Here is a 17,708-nt window from a genome sequence, read left to right as displayed (position 1 = left end):
TGATGCCGTGCCGTTCAGCCGCCCAACGATCGTTATTGCGCTGCTGCTGAGCGCAGCATCCCCCACATGCGCGCAGACCCAAGAGAAGGCTCAGGACAAAGCGACGCTGGTGCGCGAGGCCCTCGCTTCGCCTTACGGTAAGGCGCTGACCGCCGAGCTCGGCAAGTCACTGCGCGCAAGCGCCGACCCGGCATGTCTGACGGACAAGGGGTTGGCTGCCGACCAGCTCGAACCGCGCGGCCGCGATATCGTCATCAGATGGGGCACGCATATGCTGGAAGGCGCATCGGCGTTCATCGACCGGCAGACCTCCGACAATCCATTTGCCGGCGCAGCCGAATTGGAAAGCCTGAAGAGCAATCCAGACGTAAAGCGCTATCTCGCGATGGAAGAGCCGATACGTCAGGCGAAGATCCTGGATTTGATCTTCGAGCATTTCGACCGCTACAACGTGATCGCCCGCGTGAAACTTGGAGGGGTCTATCCATTGCAGACAGGCAACGAAGGTCTGCTCCGTCTCAATCCGACCGATGCAACGGAAGAGCGGTTGGAGACATTCGCCAGGAAGAGTCGCTCGAAGGCGCTGAAACGTTTCCTGCAATTGTCCGATCAAGAGGCGATTGCGCAGAGTGCGGCGATCAGGAAGGCCTCATCGCCGGCGCCGTCTCCGCACACCTTCTTCAAGGGCGTCGAGACTGACCTCGCCGAGCTCTGCATTCGCTCCGGCAAATAGGCGATCAGGTGTCCCGTCTCTGCAGCGCCGCCTCCAGCGCCTCGCTCGAGCACGGCTTCTGCAGCCGGGGCCGGCCCGCCAATTCGGGCGGGATGCGCACCTCGGCGCCGTAGCCGGTGACGAACACGAACGGAACCTTCAGCGCGATCAGCCGCTCGGCGATCGCAAAGCTCGTCTCGCGGATCAGCTCGACATCGAGCAGCGCGAAATCGGGTGTCCGTTTGGCGATGGCGTTCAACGCCTGCGTCACCGAACCCACGGTCCGCACGGCGGCGACACCAAATCCGAGCAGGCGATCCTCGAAATCGATCGCGATGATCGGATCGTCCTCGACGATCAGAACATCGGCCGGCCAGCCTGTGCCATTGCAGTGTGCAGGTACCATGATCGCATCTTGGTTTGGGGGTTTTTGGATCAGGACTGCCGCGACACGATGCCTGCGCGCAGCGCATCGGGGGTTCCCGGAACGAAACTCACCACATCATCGTTATCTGGTCTGTCCACTTGTGCACACAGGAAACGGATGGAACTCGCTAAGGTGGGAGGAAGGGTGGGAGTTCAGAATGGATGCGCGTATCGGCAAGATCACCGAGGTCGAGAGCCGGCCGGCCAACAATCTGCTGCGGCGTTTGAGTCAGCTCGACTACGGCCTCGTGGCGCCGCACGTGACCGTCGAGGACTCTGCAGCCGGGCACTTGCTCTACAATCCCGGCGATGACGTGCAGGTGGTCCACTTCCCCTGCGGCCCGTCGCTCGCGACTTTCCTCGTCCCCAACGAGGATGGCCGCGACGTCGAAACCATTCTGGTCGGCCGCGAAGGCGCGGTGGGCGGCATCGTCAGCGAGGGGTTTCTGCCGGCCTATACCCGGATCTGCGTCAAATTCGGCGGACCGTTTGCGCGCATTCACGTTGCCAAGCTGGAAGCGGCCAAGCTGCGCTCGGCGTCGCTGCGCAACGTCTTTGCCCGCTATGCCGATTGCATGCTGGCCCAGATCTTCCAGTCGACCGCCTGCAACGCGATCCATTCGATCGAGCAGCGCACCGCCAAATGGATCCTGGCGGCGATGGAGCGGACCGGCGACGAGACCAGTGTGCCGCTGACCCACGAACAGCTCGCGACTTTGCTCGGCGTTGGCCGCTCCTATGCCAGCCGCGTGCTTCAGTCGTTCAAGGCCGAAGGCGTGCTCGACACGCGGCGCGGCTCGATCCTCGTCCGCAACCGCGACGGCCTGAGGCTGCGCGCCTGCCTGTGCAACGATGCGGTGAAGATGCATTTCGAGGAGGTGCTGCGCGGGGTCTATCCGACCGAGGAGCGGGAGGCCGGGTAAGCGGTTCTTGCTTTCTTCCTTCTCCCCCTGTGGGAGAAGGTGGCGCGAAGCGCCGGATGAGGGTTTCTCTCCGCGCTCACACTTGCAAATGAGATGCGGAGAGACACCCCTCACCCCAGTGAGCCTGTGTCTGCGAGCGGTGATGCCCTCTCCCACAAGGGGAGAGGGCGCAATCATGCGCATCGCGCTGTTTGAACGTAGCCGTGCTATACTGGCCCGGCATGAGCGGGGCTTTCCTTCACACTCTCTTCGACATCCTGGCCTGGCTGGCGGCGGCTACCGCCGTCTTTTGGCTGTCGCGACGGGGCTTGCAGTTTCCCTCGCAATCCTTCGCGCTGCCCTATATCGCCACGCTGGTGTTTGGCGCAGGCCTTGGCGCCTATCTGTTCGGCTCCGCCAATCTGTGGCTGTCCGGGCAAAGCGGCATTGCGCGCTCGGTCGAGGGCGGGCTGGCGGGCGGCATCGTGGCGATCGAGCTCTACAAATGGTCCGCAGGCGTCACGGTGCGAACCGGCGCGCGCTTCGCGCTGCCGCTGGCGCTCGGCATCGCGATCGGCCGGATCGGCTGTTACTTCGCAGGGCTCGACGATTTCACCTATGGCACGCCGACGGCGCTGCCCTTCGGCCATGATTTCGGCGACGGCGTTCGCCGCCATCCCGTGCAGCTCTACGAGAGCGCGGCCATGGCCCTGTTCGCGCTCGCCTATGTGGTGGCGGTCTTGAACCGGAACGCGTTCACGATCACCAATGGTTTCTACCTGGTGCTCGCCTATTACGGAATGCAGCGCTTCCTATGGGAATTCCTCAAGCCCTATGGCACGCTGGTCGGGCCCCTGACCCTGTTTCACCTACTGTCGCTGTCCGTCCTGCTCTACGCCGCATTCATGCTCGCGACGGCACCCCAAGCGAGACGCTTACAAAACGAGTCACTTGCATGAACGCGCCGTTGCGTAAGTCGCGCCCCTACATCTTCTGGGGCCAGACCCAATCTCTTTGCGAGACCTGCCTGAAGCTGGTTCCGACCAAGATCCAGATTCTCGGCAACGAGGTCTGGTACGAAAAGCGTTGCAGGGAGCACGGCGTGCAATCGACGTTGGTGTCGACCGATGCCGCCTATTGGCGGCTGTGCAAGGATTTCATCAAGCCGGGCGACCGGCCGCTGCAATTCCAGGAACGAACCCAATTCGGCTGCCCCTATGATTGCGGTCTCTGTCCCGACCACGAGCAGCATTCCTGCCTGGCGCTGATCGAGATCACCGAGCATTGCAACCTCACCTGCCCGGTCTGCTTTGCGGAGTCCTCGCCGGCACGAACCAAATTCACGCCGCTCGCGACGGTGGAGAAGATGCTCGACGCGCTGGTCGCGAGCGAGGGCGAGCCCGATCTCGTGCAGATTTCCGGTGGCGAGCCAACGCTGCATCCCGACTTCTTCGCGATCCTGGACGCGGTGCGCGCCCGGCCGATCCGCCACGTCATGATCAACACCAACGGCCTGCGCATCGCCCGCGAAAAGGATTTCGTGGCGCGGCTCGCCAAAAATAGGCGCGGGCTGGAGATCTATCTCCAGTTCGATTCGCTGCATCGCGATGCGCTGATCAACCTGCGCGGCGCGGACTTACGGAAAATCCGCCAGCAGGCGCTGGAAAATCTCGAGCATTACGGCATCTCGACCACGCTGGTCGCGACCATCAAGCGCGGCGTCAACGATTCCGAGATCGGCGACATCGTGCGCCACGCGCTGACCTGGACGTGCGTGCGCGGGGTGACATTGCAGCCGGTCCAGGATGCCGGCCGCAACGAGAGCTTCGACAAGAATACCGACCGCATCATGCTGTCGGAGATCCGCAAGCGCGTGATCGAAACCGGCGTGTTCGGCGACAAGGACATGATCCCGCTGCCCTGCAACCCCGAGAGCATCTCGATCGGCTATGGCCTGCGCAACGGCGAGAAGGTGCTGCCGCTGACCTCGTTGATTCCGCAAGAGCAGCTGGTTGCGGTGATGCCAAACACGATCAGCCCGGAAAAGTATCCGATGCTGCGGGAAAAGTTCATCGACCTGTTCTCGCTCTCCTCAGGGCCCCTCAACACGTCCGAGCGCGTCTGCGAATTGTTGTGCTGTCTGCCGAGCTTTCAGGTGCCGGACGGGCTCACCTACGAAAACGTCTTCCGCGTCACCATCGTGCAGTTTCTCGACCGCTTCAATTTCTGCGTCGGCAACGTCAAGCGCAGCTGCATCCATTTCGTGACCGAGCAGGGGGCGATCATCCCGTTCGACACCTACAATCTGTTCTATCGGAATGGCGCCATCTCCCGGATTCGCGCCGGGCTCGAGGGGCAAACCTATCACGAGGCGAGGCAAACCGAGGAGGCACCACGATGAGCGACACGCCACCGCCGGTTCTACCGCCACCCGCACCAACGCCCGGCCCAGCTCGCAGCGGTTGCCTCACCGCGCTGATGGCGATCGCCGGGATCTTCATGCTGCTGCCAGGTCTCTGCGCACTCCTGTTCGGCGGAGTGTCGATGTTCGAGGACGGCAAGATCACTGGCGACATCGCGCCGTTCGTCCTTCTGGGACTGGTCGTGGGCATCGGCGGGGTCGCCATGATCTGGGCGGCCATCAAGGGGCGCAGGGTCCCCGCTCACCCCCCGACCCAGCCCTAAGCCCCGGGGATTCCCGGACAAAATTCAGTCAACCACCGGTCAAAGAACACATTGTTTTTTGGCCGTTTTTGCATATATTGCGCCGCAACGCGCAGGGCGCCCGGTCTGATATGGCCGGGCTTCCTTTTTGGGCGGAAAGCGCCCCGTTTCCAGTCTTCCAGCGTTGTTTCGAGAAGAGGTCCCGGTCCGACCGGCGAGATCGCGCTTAACCCATTGTTCGACCGCAAAGAAGCTCACTCATGAATCTTCGTAACGTCGCCATCATCGCCCACGTCGACCACGGCAAGACGACCCTGGTCGACAAACTCCTGCAGCAGTCCGGCACGTTCCGCGAGAACCAGAAGGTGACCGATCGCGCCATGGATTCCAACGATCTGGAGCGCGAACGGGGCATCACCATCCTGGCCAAGGCGGCCTCGGTGCAGTGGAAGGACACCCGCGTCAACATTGTCGACACCCCCGGCCACGCCGATTTCGGCGGCGAGGTCGAGCGCATCCTCAACATGGTGGACGGCGCCCTGGTGCTGGTCGACGCCGCCGAAGGCCCGCTGCCGCAGACCAAATTCGTGGTCTCCAAGGCGCTTAAGGTCGGCCTCAAGCCGATCGTCGTCATCAACAAGGTCGACCGCCCTGACGCGCGCCCGACCGAAGTCATCAACGAGGTGTTCGACCTGTTCGCGGCGCTCGATGCCAGCGAGGAGCAGCTCGATTTCCCGATCCTCTACGGGTCGGCCAAGCAGGGCTGGATGGCGGATAGCCCCGAAGGTCCGCAGGACAAGGGCATGGAGCCGCTGTTCGACCTGATCCTGCGCCACGTCGCCCCGCCGAAGGTCGAGGAAGGTCCGTTCCGCATGATCGGCACCATCCTCGAAGCCAACCCCTATCTCGGCCGCATCATCACCGGCCGCATCTCTTCCGGCACGCTGAAGCCGAACCAGCAGGTCAAGGTGCTGAACGCCGACGGCAAGCTGGTCGAGTCCGGGCGCATCACCAAGATCCTGGCGTTCCGCGGCCTCGAGCGCACCCCGCTCGATGAAGCCGAAGCCGGCGACATCGTCGCGATCGCGGGCCTCACCAAGGGCACCGTCGCCGACACCTTCTGCGACCCGACCGTCGAGGTGCCGCTGCCGGCGCAGCCGATCGATCCGCCGACCGTGTCGATGTCGTTCATCGTCAACAACTCCCCGCTCGCCGGCACCGAAGGCGACAAGGTGACGAGCCGCATGATCCGCGACCGTCTCCTGCGCGAAGCCGAGGGCAACGTCGCGCTGCGCGTCGTCGAATCCGCCGACAAGGACGCGATGGAAGTGTCGGGCCGCGGCGAACTCCAGCTCGCGATCCTGATCGAGACCATGCGCCGCGAGGGCTTCGAGCTCTCGGTGTCGCGTCCGCGCGTCGTCTACCAGAAGGACGAAGCGACCGGCGCAACCATGGAGCCGATCGAGGAGGTCGTGATCGACGTCGACGAGGAGCATTCCGGCGTCGTCGTGCAGAAGATGAGCGAGCGCAAGTCCGAGCTGATCGAGATGAAGCCATCCGGCGGCAACCGCCAGCGCCTGGTGTTCTACGCGCCGACCCGCGGCCTGATCGGCTACCAGGGCGAATTGCTCACGGACACCCGCGGCACCGCGATCATGAACCGCCTGTTTCACGGCTATGCCCCGTACAAGGGCGAGATCCAGGGCCGCCGCAACGGCGTCTTGATCTCCAACGACCAGGGCGAAGCGGTGGCTTACGCCATGTTCAAGCTGGAAGACCGCGGCCCGATGATGATCGAGCCGGGCTGGAAGGTCTATCGCGGCATGATCGTCGGCGAGCACACCCGCGACAACGATCTCGAGATCAACGTGCTCAAGGGCAAGCAGCTCACCAACATCCGCACGACCTCGAAGGACGAAGCGGTGCGCCTGACCCCGCCGATCCGCATGACGCTGGAAAAGGCGCTCGCCTATATCGAGGACGACGAGCTGGTCGAGGTCACCCCGAAGTCGATCCGCCTGCGCAAGAAGCACCTCGACCCGAACGAGCGCAAGCGCGCGGAAAAGGCCAAGGAAGCGGTGGCGTAAGCGGGCGAATGGGGATTGGCGAGTAGCGAATAGGGCCGTTTGGCCACAGGCCCTAGTTCCGATACTCTATTCGCCATTCGCCACTCACTATTCGCTTTTTCATGTCCCTCCCCTCCTCCGTCGACGTCGCGATCATCGGCGCTGGTGCCGCCGGCCTCGGCGCGGCGCACGCGCTGGCGGGCCGTGGCCTCTCCGTCATCGTGCTGGAGGCACGTGACCGGCTCGGCGGCCGGGCCTGGACGGTGCAGGCCTCACCCGAGGTGACGTTCGACGTCGGCTGCGGCTGGCTGCATTCGGCCGACAAGAACTCTTTCGTGCCGATCGCGCGACAGCTCGGTTTCGAGCTCAACAAGGACCTGCCGCCCTGGCGCGAGCGGGCCTACGGCAATGCCTTTCCGGAAAGCGAGCGCGACGATTTCATGCGCGCAATGGACGCGTTCTATGAGCGTCTGTGGGAAGCGGCGCAAACAGGTAAGGACGAGGCCGCGAGCTCGCATTTGGAGCCCGGTAATCGCTGGAATCCGATGATCGACGCGATCTCGACCTATATCAACGGCTGCGAGCTGAAGGATATGTCGACGCTGGACTGGGAAGCCTATGAGGACACCAACTTCAATTGGCGCGTCCGCCGCGGCTATGGCGCGCTGATTGCGGCCTATGGTGCGCCCTGCCCGGTGGCGCTGAATTGCAATGTCGCGCTGATCGATCATTCGGACAAACGCGTCCACATCGAGACGTCGCGGGGCGCGCTGACCGCGGACAAGGCGATCGTCACCGTGCCGACCAATCTCATCGCGGAAGAAGCCATCCGCTTCTCGCCGCCGCTCCCCGCAAAGGTGAACGCAGCGGCGGGCCTGCCGCTCGGCGTCGACGATAAGGTGACGCTGGCCCTCGATGACGCCGAGACCTTTCCGACAGAAGGCAATCTACGCGGCGCCACCATGCGCACGGAGATGGGCACCTATCACATCCGCCCGTTCGGCCAGCCCTGCATCGAGGGCTTTTTCGGCGGCAGCTTTGCCCGCGCGCTGGAAGATGCCGGCGACGGTGCCATCGCCGCCCAAGCCATCAGCGAGATCGCGGGTTTTCTCGGCAACGATATCCGCCGCAAGCTGAAGCCGCTGTATGAATCGCGTTGGGCCCGCGATCCCTTTGCGCGGGGGTCGTATTCGCATGCGCTGCCCGGCCATGCCGGCGACCGTGCCGTGCTGGCTGCGCCGGTGGATGCACGTCTGTTCTTCGCGGGCGAGGCGACGTCGCCGACCTTCTTCACGACCGCGCATGGTGCACGGGACAGCGGCGAGCGGGCGGCGAAGGAAGTGCTGGCGGCTCTGGGCAAGCCTTAGCTGCAAGCTCCGTCATTGCGGGCTACTCGATCACTCGCGCTCGCAAATCCGCATCTGGCACGAAGCAGGCGTCATACTTTCCGAAGATGCGATAGCGGTTGCGCGCGACGAGGCTGTAGACCGCATCCCGCAGCGGCTTCGGCAACACGAATAATGCGCGCACCCAGCGCCAGCCTGGGAGTTGCGACAGCACCGTCAGCACAGCATCCGACTTCATGAACACCTCGCCGCCGTGGACAACCGCGTTGGTGTCGGGATCATCGGGGTCGATGCCGAACGTGCGCGCGAGCCGGGCGCCATAATCCGACTGGATCGGCGTGAACCGAAACTGCCTCGCCGTGTCGCGCTTGGCGACGAAGCGGACCCAGCGTGAGCAGAAGATGCAGACGCCGTCGAACAGAATGACGTCGTCCTCAGGCCATTTGGGCATCAGACTCTCTTTTTGACGCGTTTTCTTCACGCGAACCGGAATCCACTTCGCTCGAAAACGCTATCGGTTATCCAGCATCAGGAGCGCGACGACCATCAAGACGATCGCCGGCCCGGTCTTCACCAGCGCGCCAAGCGGCTCGATCCAGAGGTCGGGCGTCAGGATCGCCGCGCCCAGCATATAGCCGAGCGAAGCGAAAATACCCGCGACCAAGCCGATCGCAGCCGTTCGGCGGAAGGCGATCAAGACACCGATGCTCATGTCCATCAGGCTGGTGCCGATGGTGATGGGATCAACCAGCGCGGGCGGAAAGTTGTGCGCGGTCAAAATGCCGGCGGCGGCACCGTAGGACACGAACAAGGCGATGAAACCGGAGACGACCCAGAACGCGACCAGGCTTGCGAAAATCAGCGCCTTGACCAGGAACAGGCGCGCGAACCATTTGTCCTGGATGCTGGCAGGATGGCGTCCGATCGCCTCAGCCAGATGCTTCGGCGCGATACCCGTCGCGGCGCTCCACGCTGACGGATCGCCAGTCACGCCGCGACGCAGCTCGGCAATGGCGGTCGAGCGCATCGGCGGCGTCCAGCCGAGATAGCAGGCGACATCGCCGAGTTTCACGCCGAGATCGAGCAGGAAGCGGGGCATCGCGATGCGCGGCCAGCCGTCCGTGCCGAACGCATGGCGAAACGGCTTGATGACGCCGGCCATGGTGATCGGTTCGGCCTGCATCAGGTCCCAGCTCACCGCCCTCAACGAGGCATCGTCGATGTCGCGCGCGGCGAGCCAGGCGATGGTCGCCGTAATATCCTCGATCGCCACGGGCTGAAATGGCGTTGCCATGTCCTTGGCCGGCAAATCGATCGGAAAGGCTGCAAGCGCGCGGAGCATGGCGCTACCGCCATAGGCTGACGGTGCGACCACGAAGCCGGGCCGCAGGATGGCATGAGGAATGCCGCTAGCCCCGATCAGGCGCTCGGCCTCGCGTTTGGTCGTAGCGAAGGCGGTGCGGTCCGCCTCCGCGGAGCCGGGGATCGAGATGTGCACCAGCCGGATTGCGCGGCCGCTGCCGCCGATCGCCCGAAGCAGTCGCGCGACGAAATCGCGATGCACCGCGCTCGTGTTGCTGCCGGGGCCATCCTGGAGCACGCCGAGACAGTTCACGACGACGTCTACCGCGTGCTCGCTGAGGAGACGCGTCAGCGCGGCCGTGTCGAGGATGAGGATCGGCAGCTCGATGTCCAGCGCGCTCATCCTCTGCGCCGGCGACAGGCTCCGCGCCACGCCGACGACGCGAAAGCCCCGCGTGCGCAGATCGTCGGTGACGAAGCGGCCGATCAGGCCGGAGGCGCCGAGCACCAAAACGGTTCGCTCACTCATCGCTTCTCTCAAAACGGTTTCGCGATCATCAGCCACAGGATGGCCATCGTCGCGCCGAAGCCGGGGAAGCCGAACGCGAACCAGCGGCGGAATAGCACGAAATAGCGCTGTGGGAGCGCACTGCGCTGCGCAGCAGCCTTGCGCGCGAGGTCGCGCATTTCGATCTGCATGAACACGACCGGCACCCAGAACAAGCCGGCAATCGCGTAGAGCGCGAGTGAGGCCAGCAGCCAGCGCTCCGTGATCGAGGTCGCCGACAGCATCATCAGCACGCCGCCGCTGACCGGCTGGAGGATCACGGCCGACAGCGTGAAGATCGCATCCGCGATGACCACGACTGAAGCGGTGCGGGCGATGAACTCCGGGTCCTGCGTGCGATGCGCCATCAGCATGAAGAAGGCGATGCCGGTCCCGGTGCCGAGAATGACGATGGCGCCGAGGACGTGTACAAATTTGAACAGGAAATACAGCGTCATGGTTTCTTGGTCGCCATAGGCTTGGGCGGGTTCAGCGCCCGCGCGAGCTCGCCGCTGGCGGCTTTGACGCCGGCTTCGGTTTCGATCATCCAATGGCCTTCGCTGTCGACGGCCGGCAGCGGGCGAAACTCAGCCTTGCCGCCCGTGCCGCGAAACGCATCGACGAGTTTCTGCGAGAATGCCGGCGCGAAATAGCTGTCATTGGGCGCAACGAGCCAGGTGACGGGAATGCGCGCGGTCTTGCCGAATTCAGCTGCGGCGGCGAGCAGGGTGTGCGGCGCGCAGATTCGGTTCGGCTCATCATTGGCATGGCCGCCGCGTCCCGGTGCAAACACGGTGATGGCGGAGATCACCTTCGGATCGGCACCGGCGAGCGCCAGCGCACCCCACCCGCCGGCGGAATGGCCGATCACGATCGCGCCATCCTTGCGGATGAAATCCTGCTTTTGCAGCTGGACCAGCGCCAGTTTGATTGCGTCGGCCGTTGCGCGGCCCGAGCGCGTGTAGTCGGGCTCGCCGCAGCCGCCCTGATCCTCGAGGTAGCGGCCGCCGGTGGCACCATGGCCTGGCCGCTCCGGCACCAGCACGGCAAAGCCGCGCGCGACGAGATAGCCGGCGAGCGGGCGGTATTCCGGCTGCGGCATTTGCACCCGACGTAGCGTGTTCTGCGTCGAGGCGTGTGCGATCACCGCGAGCCGGAACGGACCTGGGCCCGAGGGGCGAAACAGCAGGGCATGCGCAGCAAGATCGGTATCCGGCGTTGGCACGCGCCATTCCTGCCGACGAAACGGTTCGCCCTCCTCTCCCGATGGACCGAACCTGACCTCTGCGGACAGAGGCGGCGCGGTCAGCAAGGCCAGCAGAGGCAGGAGCGCGATGGTATTGAGGAGCCGCATGAATTTGCCGAGGGCGAACAAGAACAGCGACAGGCACACTAGTAGGAACGAATCACAATGAGCGGACTTTCTGCGGTGCCCATTGCCGTTCCTTCGTTGCCGCAAGCAACAGGAGTTTTGCACCGACGGCACGCACGCAGGTGCCCTCGGAGTTGCCGTCCTGTCTTTTTTCGGCACAACTCGGTTGAAATACTGATGCAGAAAGTCCACAGGTTAACCGATAATTAACGATAGGTCTTGCCGCCGGCGCGGCGACTTGGTTTGATCGCGTCCATGAGCACAACCCTGATCGAGGTCCGGCCGGCCAAAGCCGCAGATGCAACTGCGGTGGCGTCGACCCATGACGAAGCCTGGCGTTCGGCCTATCAGGGCATCATTCCCGGCGCCGAGCTGGAGAAGCTGATCAACCGCCGCGGTCCGCAGTGGTGGGACAGCGCGATCCGCAAGGGCAGCCGTGTCAGCGTGCTGGTGTTCGGTGACAAGATCGCCGGCTATGCCAATTACGGCCGCAACCGGGCCCGCAGCCTGCATTTCGACGGCGAGATCTACGAGCTTTATCTGCGGCCCGAGTTTCAGGGCCTCGGCTTCGGCCGCCGCCTGTTTGCCGCCGCCCGCCGCGACCTGATGCAGAGCGGGCTGAAGAGCATGGTGGTGTGGGCGCTCTCGGACAACGATCCCGCTACCGAGTTCTACCGCGCCCTGGGTGGTCGCATGGTGGCGCGCTCGTCGGAGCGTTTCGGACCGAAGGCGCTCGACAAGGTTGCCTTCGCTTGGACCAATTGAGCTGCTGAAACCCTAGCCGGGCAGCGTTCCCATCCGTCGATACCGCAGGCCGCTTGCGCCGGTGATCGCCGGATTCATTATTTCACAAAAACGCGATGGATCAGCGGGCCAAGCCCGCGTATGACAGCGCCAAAATCGCTGCCGGGCGCGATTTATCCTCGGCAACAACGGAGCCTTGAATGCGTATCGATGCGGTCTCGATCGGAAAGAACGTCCCCCACGACGTCAATGTCATCATCGAGGTCCCCGTGGGCGGCGAACCGATCAAGTACGAGATGGACAAGGAGGCCGGCACGCTGGTGGTCGACCGCTTCCTCTACACGCCGATGCGTTACCCCGGCAATTACGGCTTCATCCCGCATACGCTGTCGGATGACGGTGACCCCTGCGACGTGCTGATCATCAACACCCGCGCCATCATCCCCGGCGCCGTCATGAGCGTGCGTCCGGTCGGGGTGCTGTTCATGGAGGACGAAGCCGGCGGCGACGAGAAGATCCTGGCGGTGCCGTCGTCCAAGCTGACGCAGCGCTACGACAAGGTGAAGTCGTATTCCGATTTGCCTGACATCACGCTGCAGCAGATCCAGCACTTCTTCGAGCACTACAAGGATCTCGAAAAAGGCAAGTGGGTGAAGATCCTGCGCTGGGGCGGCCCGGAGGAAGCGCACCAGCTGATCCAAGAAGGCATCGAGCGCGAGAAGAAGAAGAAGGGCTGATCCGCACGGTCATTCCGGGGCACGCGTCAGCGCGAACCCGGAATCCAGAGGTCGGGGCGCGAGATTCCGGGTTTGGCTCTGCGAGCCGCCTCGGAATGACGCTCAACTACACCGCCGGCTTCGGCAGGCCGGCGATCGCGCAGGCCGCGCGGAGCGTGTTCACCAACAGGCACGCCACCGTCATCTGGCCGACACCGCCCGGCACCGGCGTGATCGCGCCGGCAACGGCAAGCGCTTCCTGATAGGCGACATCGCCGACGAGGCGCGTCTTGCCGTCCTCCTTCGGGATGCGATTGATGCCCACATCGATCACGGTCGCACCCGGCTTCAGCCAGTCGCCGCGCACCATCTCTGGCCGGCCCACCGCCGCATAGACAAGATCCGCTTTCTTCACGAGGCCAGGCAGGTCGCGCGAGCGCGAATGCGCGATCGTCACCGTGGCGTTCTCGTTCAGCAGCAATTGCACGAGCGGGCGGCCGACCAGGTTGGAGCGGCCGATGACGATGGCGTTCATGCCTTCGAGCGAGGCGTGCACGCTTTTGGTCAGGATGATGCAGCCGAGCGGGGTGCAGGGCGACAGCGCCTCGAAGCCGCCGGCGAGCCGGCCGGCATTGTTCGGATGCAGCCCGTCGACATCCTTGGCGGGGTCGATGGCGTTGATGACCGCTTCGGTGTTCAGCCCCTTCGGCAACGGCAATTGCACGAGAATGCCGTGCACGGCGGGATCGCGGTTGAGCTTTGCCACCAGCGCAAGCAGGTCTGCCTGGGAGACGTCGGCCGGCAGCTTGTGCTCGAACGAGGCCATGCCCGCGGCCTGGGTCTGGGTGTGTTTTGAACGGACATAGACTTCGCTGGCGGGGTCGTTGCCGACCAGGACCACTGCAAGGCCCGGCACCAGATTGTGCTCGCGCTTGACGCGGGCGACCTCCTCGGCGACGCGGCCACGGAGCTCCGCCGCAATGACTTTTCCATCGATGATATCAGCGGTCATGTCCGTTCTCTCAATCTGTCGGTTTGGCCGATGTGAGCTGGCGCAGGGTTTCGCCGAGACGCGCCGGATCGCCGTCGACCGCGATCTGCTTCAGCCGCGACGTGGCTCCGGATAGCAATTTTACATTGCTCTTGGGCACGCCGAGCGATTTCGCCAGCAGCGCCAGCACGGCCTTGTTGGCCTCGCCGCCATCGGCAATGGCGCGCACCCGCACCTTGAGCACGCTGCGGCCATCCGAAAGCTGCTCGATCCCGTCGATGTCGTCGCGGCCGCCGCGCGGCGTCACCCGCAGCGCGATGCTGATTCCTGCGGCCGAGTAGCGCCAAGGGTCCTTAGGGCAAGGCTCCTGACAACAAGGCTCCTTGTTGGCAACCAAGGCGCTCCCGCCCGCTTAGACCACGTTCGGGTAGATGTAGTACAGGATCACCCGCTCGATGAACATGATGATCAGGATCAGGATGATCGGCGAGATGTCGAGACCGCCGAGGCTGGGCAGGAAATTGCGAATCGGCGCCAGCAGAGGCTCGGTGATCCGGTAGAGGAACTCCGCCACCGCCGACACGAACTGGTTACGCGTGTTCACCACGTTGAAGGCGATCAGCCAGGACAGGATCGCGGAGGCGATCAGCAGCCAGACGTAGAGGTCGAGCACGATGATGACGATGTCGAGAACGGCACGCATGGCTTATGAGGCCTCTGGCTTTTGGAAACTCTGGCTCGGTCGGGATTGACGCCCCGTTTGCTAGATATCGGTTCCGTCAGGCCCAAACAAGGGAAGTCGGCACCCTGAGAGCTAAAACCGGGTTACGCCCGTCCTTGACTTGACCTTGGCGGGGACTTAAATGGCGCCCGGTTGTCGGCCGCGTTCACCAGAGCGGCCAGCAAAGGGGCCATAGCTCAGCTGGGAGAGCGCGTCGTTCGCAATGACGAGGTCGGCGGTTCGATCCCGCCTGGCTCCACCAGCCTTCGCTCGCTTCGCGAGCTACGGCTAGGCAAGCCAGCCGTGCTCTCTCGTAGCGAAGTGAGCGAAGGCTGTCCCGCCATAGCCCGAAGGGCGACGGCGGACCCTCTCCGTGAACTCCCCCTACCTCCCCGTAAACCTTGGCGGCCGCTTCTCCATGAAGCTCGCCACGCCCTCCCTGAAATCACTCCCGTTCAGCGCCACCATCATCTCCCTGTTGGCCTCGATCGTCGCCTCGGCCAGCGTCTGGAACGGCACCTCGTAGAGCTGGCGCTTGATCACGGCCATCGCGCTCGGCGAGACGAAATCGGCGAGATCGCGCGCGTAAGTATACGTCTCTTCACGCAGCTTCTCCGGCGGACAGAGCCGGTTGACCAGCCCGATCCGCAGTGCCTCCTCGCTCGACACGCGCCGCGCCGAGAGCAGCAGATCCAGCGCATTGGCGTGGCCGACGATGCGCGGCAGCATCCAGCTGATGCCGTGCTCGGCGATCAGGCCGCGCCGCGCGAAGGCGGTGGTGAACACGGTGTTGTCGGCGGCAAAGCGAAGGTCGCAATAGAGTGCATGCACCAGTCCAATGCCTGCCGTCGCGCCGTTCAGCATGGCGATCACAGGCTTCTTGATGGAAGGATAATAGCCGTACCGCGTCTGCCAGTCCGGCCGGCGATTCATGTCGAACGGCGGCAGGTTCGAGGCGCGCCTGACGTCGTTGGGATCGAGGCCCTTCAGCGCATCCATGTCGGCGCCGGCGCAGAAGGCGCGGCCCGCGCCGGTGAGGACGATGACGCGGACATTGTCGTCGGCGCTCGATGCCTCCATCGCGTTGCGCACGTCGCGCTCCATGACCGGCGTCCATGCATTCATGCGACCGGGGCGGCTGAGCGTGATGGTCGCGATCTTGTCGCTCACCTCATAGAGAATGTGTTCGTAGGCCATGACGCTCTCCCTTGTTTGCCGGCACGCGTTCGCACGCGCTCGTTAGAAGCGAGCCTAGCATACCCCGGGATGGGAGAAGGACTTGCGCCAAGGACCTGCGCCAAGGACTTGCGCGAAGCCGCGATCACTCGGCGGCTTGCGCCAGCATCGGCCGGCGCTCCAACCAGCCGTCGAGGAAATGATCGAGCCAGGCGCGTTCGGCGACATCGTAGACGGCGCGATCCGCGAAATGATGATGCCGCTGCCGTGCACCGGGCGCGCTGAATCCGTCATAGCCGCGCGTGGTCCAGCGGCACATCATCGCATAGGTCACATCGGGGTGGAACTGCACGCCGAAAGCATTGCCCGTGCGGAACGCCTGCACCGGGAAATCATCGCCTTCGGCGAGCAAGTCGGCGCCTCCAGGCAGCTCAAAGCCCTCGCGATGCCAGTGATAGACCTGCGCCGGCCAGTGCGGGCAGAGCGCGCGGCCCGCGGCGGTCGGCCTGATCGGGTAGTACCCGATCTGCGTCAGCGCCTGCGCATGCGGCGCGACACGGGCCCCGAGCTGCATCGCCAGCATCTGCGCCCCTAAGCAGATGCCGAGCAACGGGCGCTGCTCGCGGAGCGGAATTTCGATCCAGTCGATCTCACGGCGAATGTAGTCGTCGGAATCATTGGCGCTCATCGGCCCGCCGAAGATCACGGCCCCGGCATGCTGATCGAGCGTCTCGGGCAGGGGATCGCCGAAGCGAGGACGGCGGATGTCGAGGCGGTGGCCGAGCGCGCGCAACGCATTGCCGACGCGGCCGGGTGTCGAGCATTCCTGATGCAGGACGATCAGAACCGGCAGCCGGGTTTCAGCGGCGGCGACGCTCGCCGCCCTCTGTGGGAAGGCGACCACCTCTGCGCCACCAAACCTGTCCGTCCGGAACGACATGGCCTCTGCGAGTGCTATCGGTTCAGACCGCCAGCATAGCTAAGCGATGGTTAACATCGTGTGAGTTTGCGCACACACGCGCACGTCTGGAAGCAAGCTCCGGGCCACTACGGACGCGGGCGGCGGCGTTCAGCGCCGCTGCCGCTGGAACCGGCTAGTGGCCGCCAGGATGAAGCCGCGTGGGAAGAAGCGCAGCGCGAACGGCACAATCTTGTTGCCGAGGCCGGGCAGCACTGCCCGTTTGTTGGCCATCAGAGCGCGATACGCCTCCCGCGCAACCTCGGCAGCTGAGACGTTGAGAAAGGCCGTATCATGTTGCGATCCAACGCCGGCGCGGGCCTGGAATTCCGTGGGCACCGGGCCCGGGCAAAGCACGGTGACGCGGACGCCGCGGGGCGCGAGCTCCGCCCGCAATGCTTCGGTGAAGGAGATCACATAGGCCTTGGACGCGTAGTACACGGCCATGCCGGGGCCGGGCAGGAAGCCTGCAACCGAGCCGACATTGAGAAGACCGCCCTTGTTCCGGATGAGCTGATCGGCGAAGCGCAGCGACAGATCCGTCAGGGCGCGGACGTTGACATCGACGATACCGAGCTGCGCGACGCGATCGCGCTCGATGGCATCGCCGAATACGCCGAAGCCGGCATTGTTGACGAGATGATCGAGCTCGACGCCTTCGGCGGCAAGTGTCGCGGCGATCCTCTCACCGGCATGCGGGTCCTCGAGATCGCAGGCGATCACGATCGGCTTCTTGCCACCCTTGGCGGCGATCTCGTTCGCGAGCGCTTCGAGCCGATCCACCCGTCTCGCCGTCAATGCGAGGCGATGTCCATTGGCGGCAAACACACGCGCCAGCTCCATCCCGATGCCCGCCGAGGCACCGGTGATCAACGTTACCCGCTCATTCACGATCGAAGTCTCTTGAATTGAAGTCTGTGGTCCCGGCAATACCAGAACGAGAGCATAAGCCGTGCGCGCCAGGCAAGCGGCGCTGGCAGCATGGCTGCTTGTGAGAGCGACAGTGGAAGCAGGAAAGACCGGTATTTGCAGTCGAATCCGCAGAAGCGGGGGACCGCCGGGCTT

Annotated in this window: 20 protein-coding genes and 1 tRNA gene; 10 read left to right on the top strand and 11 right to left on the bottom strand. The window is 64.2% G+C overall.

Translation table 11 applies throughout. The features are described 5' to 3' along the window. Window positions 1-7: 7 nt before the first annotated feature. Window positions 8-733, top strand: a complete 726-nt coding sequence (locus I6F28_RS28835) for a hypothetical protein (RefSeq protein ID WP_225127907.1) — start codon at window positions 8-10, stop codon at window positions 731-733. Window positions 734-737: 4 nt separating this feature from the next. Here the strand turns inward: I6F28_RS28835 and I6F28_RS28830 are convergent, their stop codons facing one another. After that, window positions 738-1,118 carry a response regulator gene (locus tag I6F28_RS28830; RefSeq protein WP_225127908.1) on the bottom strand — a complete coding sequence of 127 codons (381 nt, stop codon included), beginning with the start codon at window positions 1,116-1,118 and terminating at the stop codon, window positions 738-740. A 178-nt stretch (window positions 1,119-1,296) separates the two neighbouring features. On the opposite strand from I6F28_RS28830, the gene I6F28_RS28825 reads away from it, so the two are divergent. From I6F28_RS28825 to I6F28_RS28800, 6 genes are all read left to right on the top strand, one after another. Next, window positions 1,297-2,061, top strand: a complete 765-nt coding sequence (locus I6F28_RS28825) for a Crp/Fnr family transcriptional regulator (protein ID WP_225127909.1) — start codon at window positions 1,297-1,299, stop codon at window positions 2,059-2,061. 221 nt (window positions 2,062-2,282) lie between these two features. Next, window positions 2,283-2,999: a prolipoprotein diacylglyceryl transferase family protein gene (locus I6F28_RS28820; RefSeq protein ID WP_225127910.1), complete on the top strand. Its 717-nt coding sequence runs from the start codon at window positions 2,283-2,285 to the stop codon at window positions 2,997-2,999. Continuing rightward, a complete protein-coding gene (locus I6F28_RS28815; RefSeq protein ID WP_225127911.1) occupies window positions 2,996-4,441 on the top strand; it encodes a radical SAM protein in 1,446 nt (481 codons plus the stop codon). The genes I6F28_RS28820 and I6F28_RS28815 overlap by 4 nt, the downstream gene beginning before the upstream one ends. Further along, window positions 4,438-4,725, top strand: coding sequence for a hypothetical protein (locus I6F28_RS28810; RefSeq protein ID WP_074447589.1), 288 nt, complete (start codon window positions 4,438-4,440; stop codon window positions 4,723-4,725). Before I6F28_RS28815 ends, I6F28_RS28810 begins: the two co-directional genes overlap by 4 nt. 239 nt (window positions 4,726-4,964) lie before the next feature. Then, complete coding sequence (gene typA / locus I6F28_RS28805; protein WP_036002847.1) at window positions 4,965-6,791, top strand: translational GTPase TypA; 1,827 nt, start codon at window positions 4,965-4,967, stop codon at window positions 6,789-6,791. Window positions 6,792-6,892: 101 nt separating this feature from the next. Next, window positions 6,893-8,137, top strand: coding sequence for a flavin monoamine oxidase family protein (locus I6F28_RS28800; RefSeq protein ID WP_225142342.1), 1,245 nt, complete (start codon window positions 6,893-6,895; stop codon window positions 8,135-8,137). A 22-nt stretch (window positions 8,138-8,159) separates the two neighbouring features. On the opposite strand, the gene I6F28_RS28795 is transcribed toward I6F28_RS28800, so the two are convergent. The 4 genes from I6F28_RS28795 to I6F28_RS28780 are packed head-to-tail and all read right to left on the bottom strand — an operon-like array spanning window position 8,160 to window position 11,319. Next, window positions 8,160-8,567: a thiol-disulfide oxidoreductase DCC family protein gene (locus tag I6F28_RS28795; RefSeq protein WP_036024199.1), complete on the bottom strand. Its 408-nt coding sequence runs from the start codon at window positions 8,565-8,567 to the stop codon at window positions 8,160-8,162. A gap of 60 nt (window positions 8,568-8,627) precedes the next feature. After that, the gene (locus I6F28_RS28790; protein ID WP_036002855.1) at window positions 8,628-9,947 is read right to left on the bottom strand and encodes an SDR family oxidoreductase; all 1,320 of its coding nucleotides are present in this window, start codon (window positions 9,945-9,947) and stop codon (window positions 8,628-8,630) included. Between the two features lie 8 nt (window positions 9,948-9,955). After that, window positions 9,956-10,423, bottom strand: a complete 468-nt coding sequence (locus I6F28_RS28785; RefSeq protein WP_057025834.1) for a DUF2269 family protein — start codon at window positions 10,421-10,423, stop codon at window positions 9,956-9,958. After that, on the bottom strand, window positions 10,420-11,319 hold the full coding sequence (locus I6F28_RS28780; protein ID WP_225142340.1) for an alpha/beta hydrolase family protein: 900 nt from the start codon (window positions 11,317-11,319) through the stop codon (window positions 10,420-10,422). The genes I6F28_RS28785 and I6F28_RS28780 overlap by 4 nt, the downstream gene beginning before the upstream one ends. A gap of 273 nt (window positions 11,320-11,592) precedes the next feature. On the opposite strand from I6F28_RS28780, the gene I6F28_RS28775 reads away from it, so the two are divergent. Further along, complete coding sequence (locus tag I6F28_RS28775; RefSeq protein WP_024338772.1) at window positions 11,593-12,102, top strand: GNAT family N-acetyltransferase; 510 nt, start codon at window positions 11,593-11,595, stop codon at window positions 12,100-12,102. Between the two features lie 179 nt (window positions 12,103-12,281). After that, window positions 12,282-12,818, top strand: a complete 537-nt coding sequence (gene ppa, locus I6F28_RS28770; RefSeq protein WP_036002867.1) for an inorganic diphosphatase — start codon at window positions 12,282-12,284, stop codon at window positions 12,816-12,818. A 106-nt stretch (window positions 12,819-12,924) separates the two neighbouring features. Here the strand turns inward: ppa and folD are convergent, their stop codons facing one another. Genes folD through I6F28_RS28755 form a run of 3 tightly spaced genes read right to left on the bottom strand, consistent with a single transcriptional unit; the run spans window position 12,925 to window position 14,491 of the window. Next, on the bottom strand, window positions 12,925-13,809 hold the full coding sequence (gene folD / locus I6F28_RS28765) for a bifunctional methylenetetrahydrofolate dehydrogenase/methenyltetrahydrofolate cyclohydrolase FolD (RefSeq protein WP_036002869.1): 885 nt from the start codon (window positions 13,807-13,809) through the stop codon (window positions 12,925-12,927). Window positions 13,810-13,819: 10 nt separating this feature from the next. Beyond that, on the bottom strand, window positions 13,820-14,185 hold the full coding sequence (locus I6F28_RS28760) for a DUF167 domain-containing protein (RefSeq protein ID WP_051056859.1): 366 nt from the start codon (window positions 14,183-14,185) through the stop codon (window positions 13,820-13,822). A 15-nt stretch (window positions 14,186-14,200) separates the two neighbouring features. Continuing rightward, on the bottom strand, window positions 14,201-14,491 hold the full coding sequence (locus I6F28_RS28755; protein WP_036002872.1) for a YggT family protein: 291 nt from the start codon (window positions 14,489-14,491) through the stop codon (window positions 14,201-14,203). 204 nt (window positions 14,492-14,695) lie between these two features. Between I6F28_RS28755 and I6F28_RS28750 the strand changes: the two genes are divergently transcribed. Further along, window positions 14,696-14,771, top strand: a tRNA-Ala gene (locus I6F28_RS28750). Between the two features lie 122 nt (window positions 14,772-14,893). Here I6F28_RS28750 and I6F28_RS28745 read toward each other — a convergent pair. The 3 genes from I6F28_RS28745 to I6F28_RS28735 all read right to left on the bottom strand — a co-directional run bounded on the left by I6F28_RS28745 (window position 14,894) and on the right by I6F28_RS28735 (window position 17,534). Beyond that, window positions 14,894-15,706, bottom strand: a complete 813-nt coding sequence (locus tag I6F28_RS28745) for an enoyl-CoA hydratase (RefSeq protein ID WP_225142338.1) — start codon at window positions 15,704-15,706, stop codon at window positions 14,894-14,896. A gap of 124 nt (window positions 15,707-15,830) precedes the next feature. Further along, complete coding sequence (locus tag I6F28_RS28740) at window positions 15,831-16,625, bottom strand: glutamine amidotransferase (protein WP_109142003.1); 795 nt, start codon at window positions 16,623-16,625, stop codon at window positions 15,831-15,833. 129 nt (window positions 16,626-16,754) lie between these two features. Then, the gene (locus I6F28_RS28735; RefSeq protein WP_109142002.1) at window positions 16,755-17,534 is read right to left on the bottom strand and encodes an SDR family NAD(P)-dependent oxidoreductase; all 780 of its coding nucleotides are present in this window, start codon (window positions 17,532-17,534) and stop codon (window positions 16,755-16,757) included. Window positions 17,535-17,708 lie beyond the last annotated feature (174 nt).

Origin of the sequence: Bradyrhizobium sp. NBAIM14, from assembly GCF_020193895.1 — a bacterium.
GTDB classification, from domain to species: Bacteria; Pseudomonadota; Alphaproteobacteria; order Rhizobiales; family Xanthobacteraceae; genus Bradyrhizobium; species Bradyrhizobium yuanmingense.
Note: the sequence above shows the minus strand (reverse complement) of the source record. Positions and strands in the feature narration are given on the sequence as shown.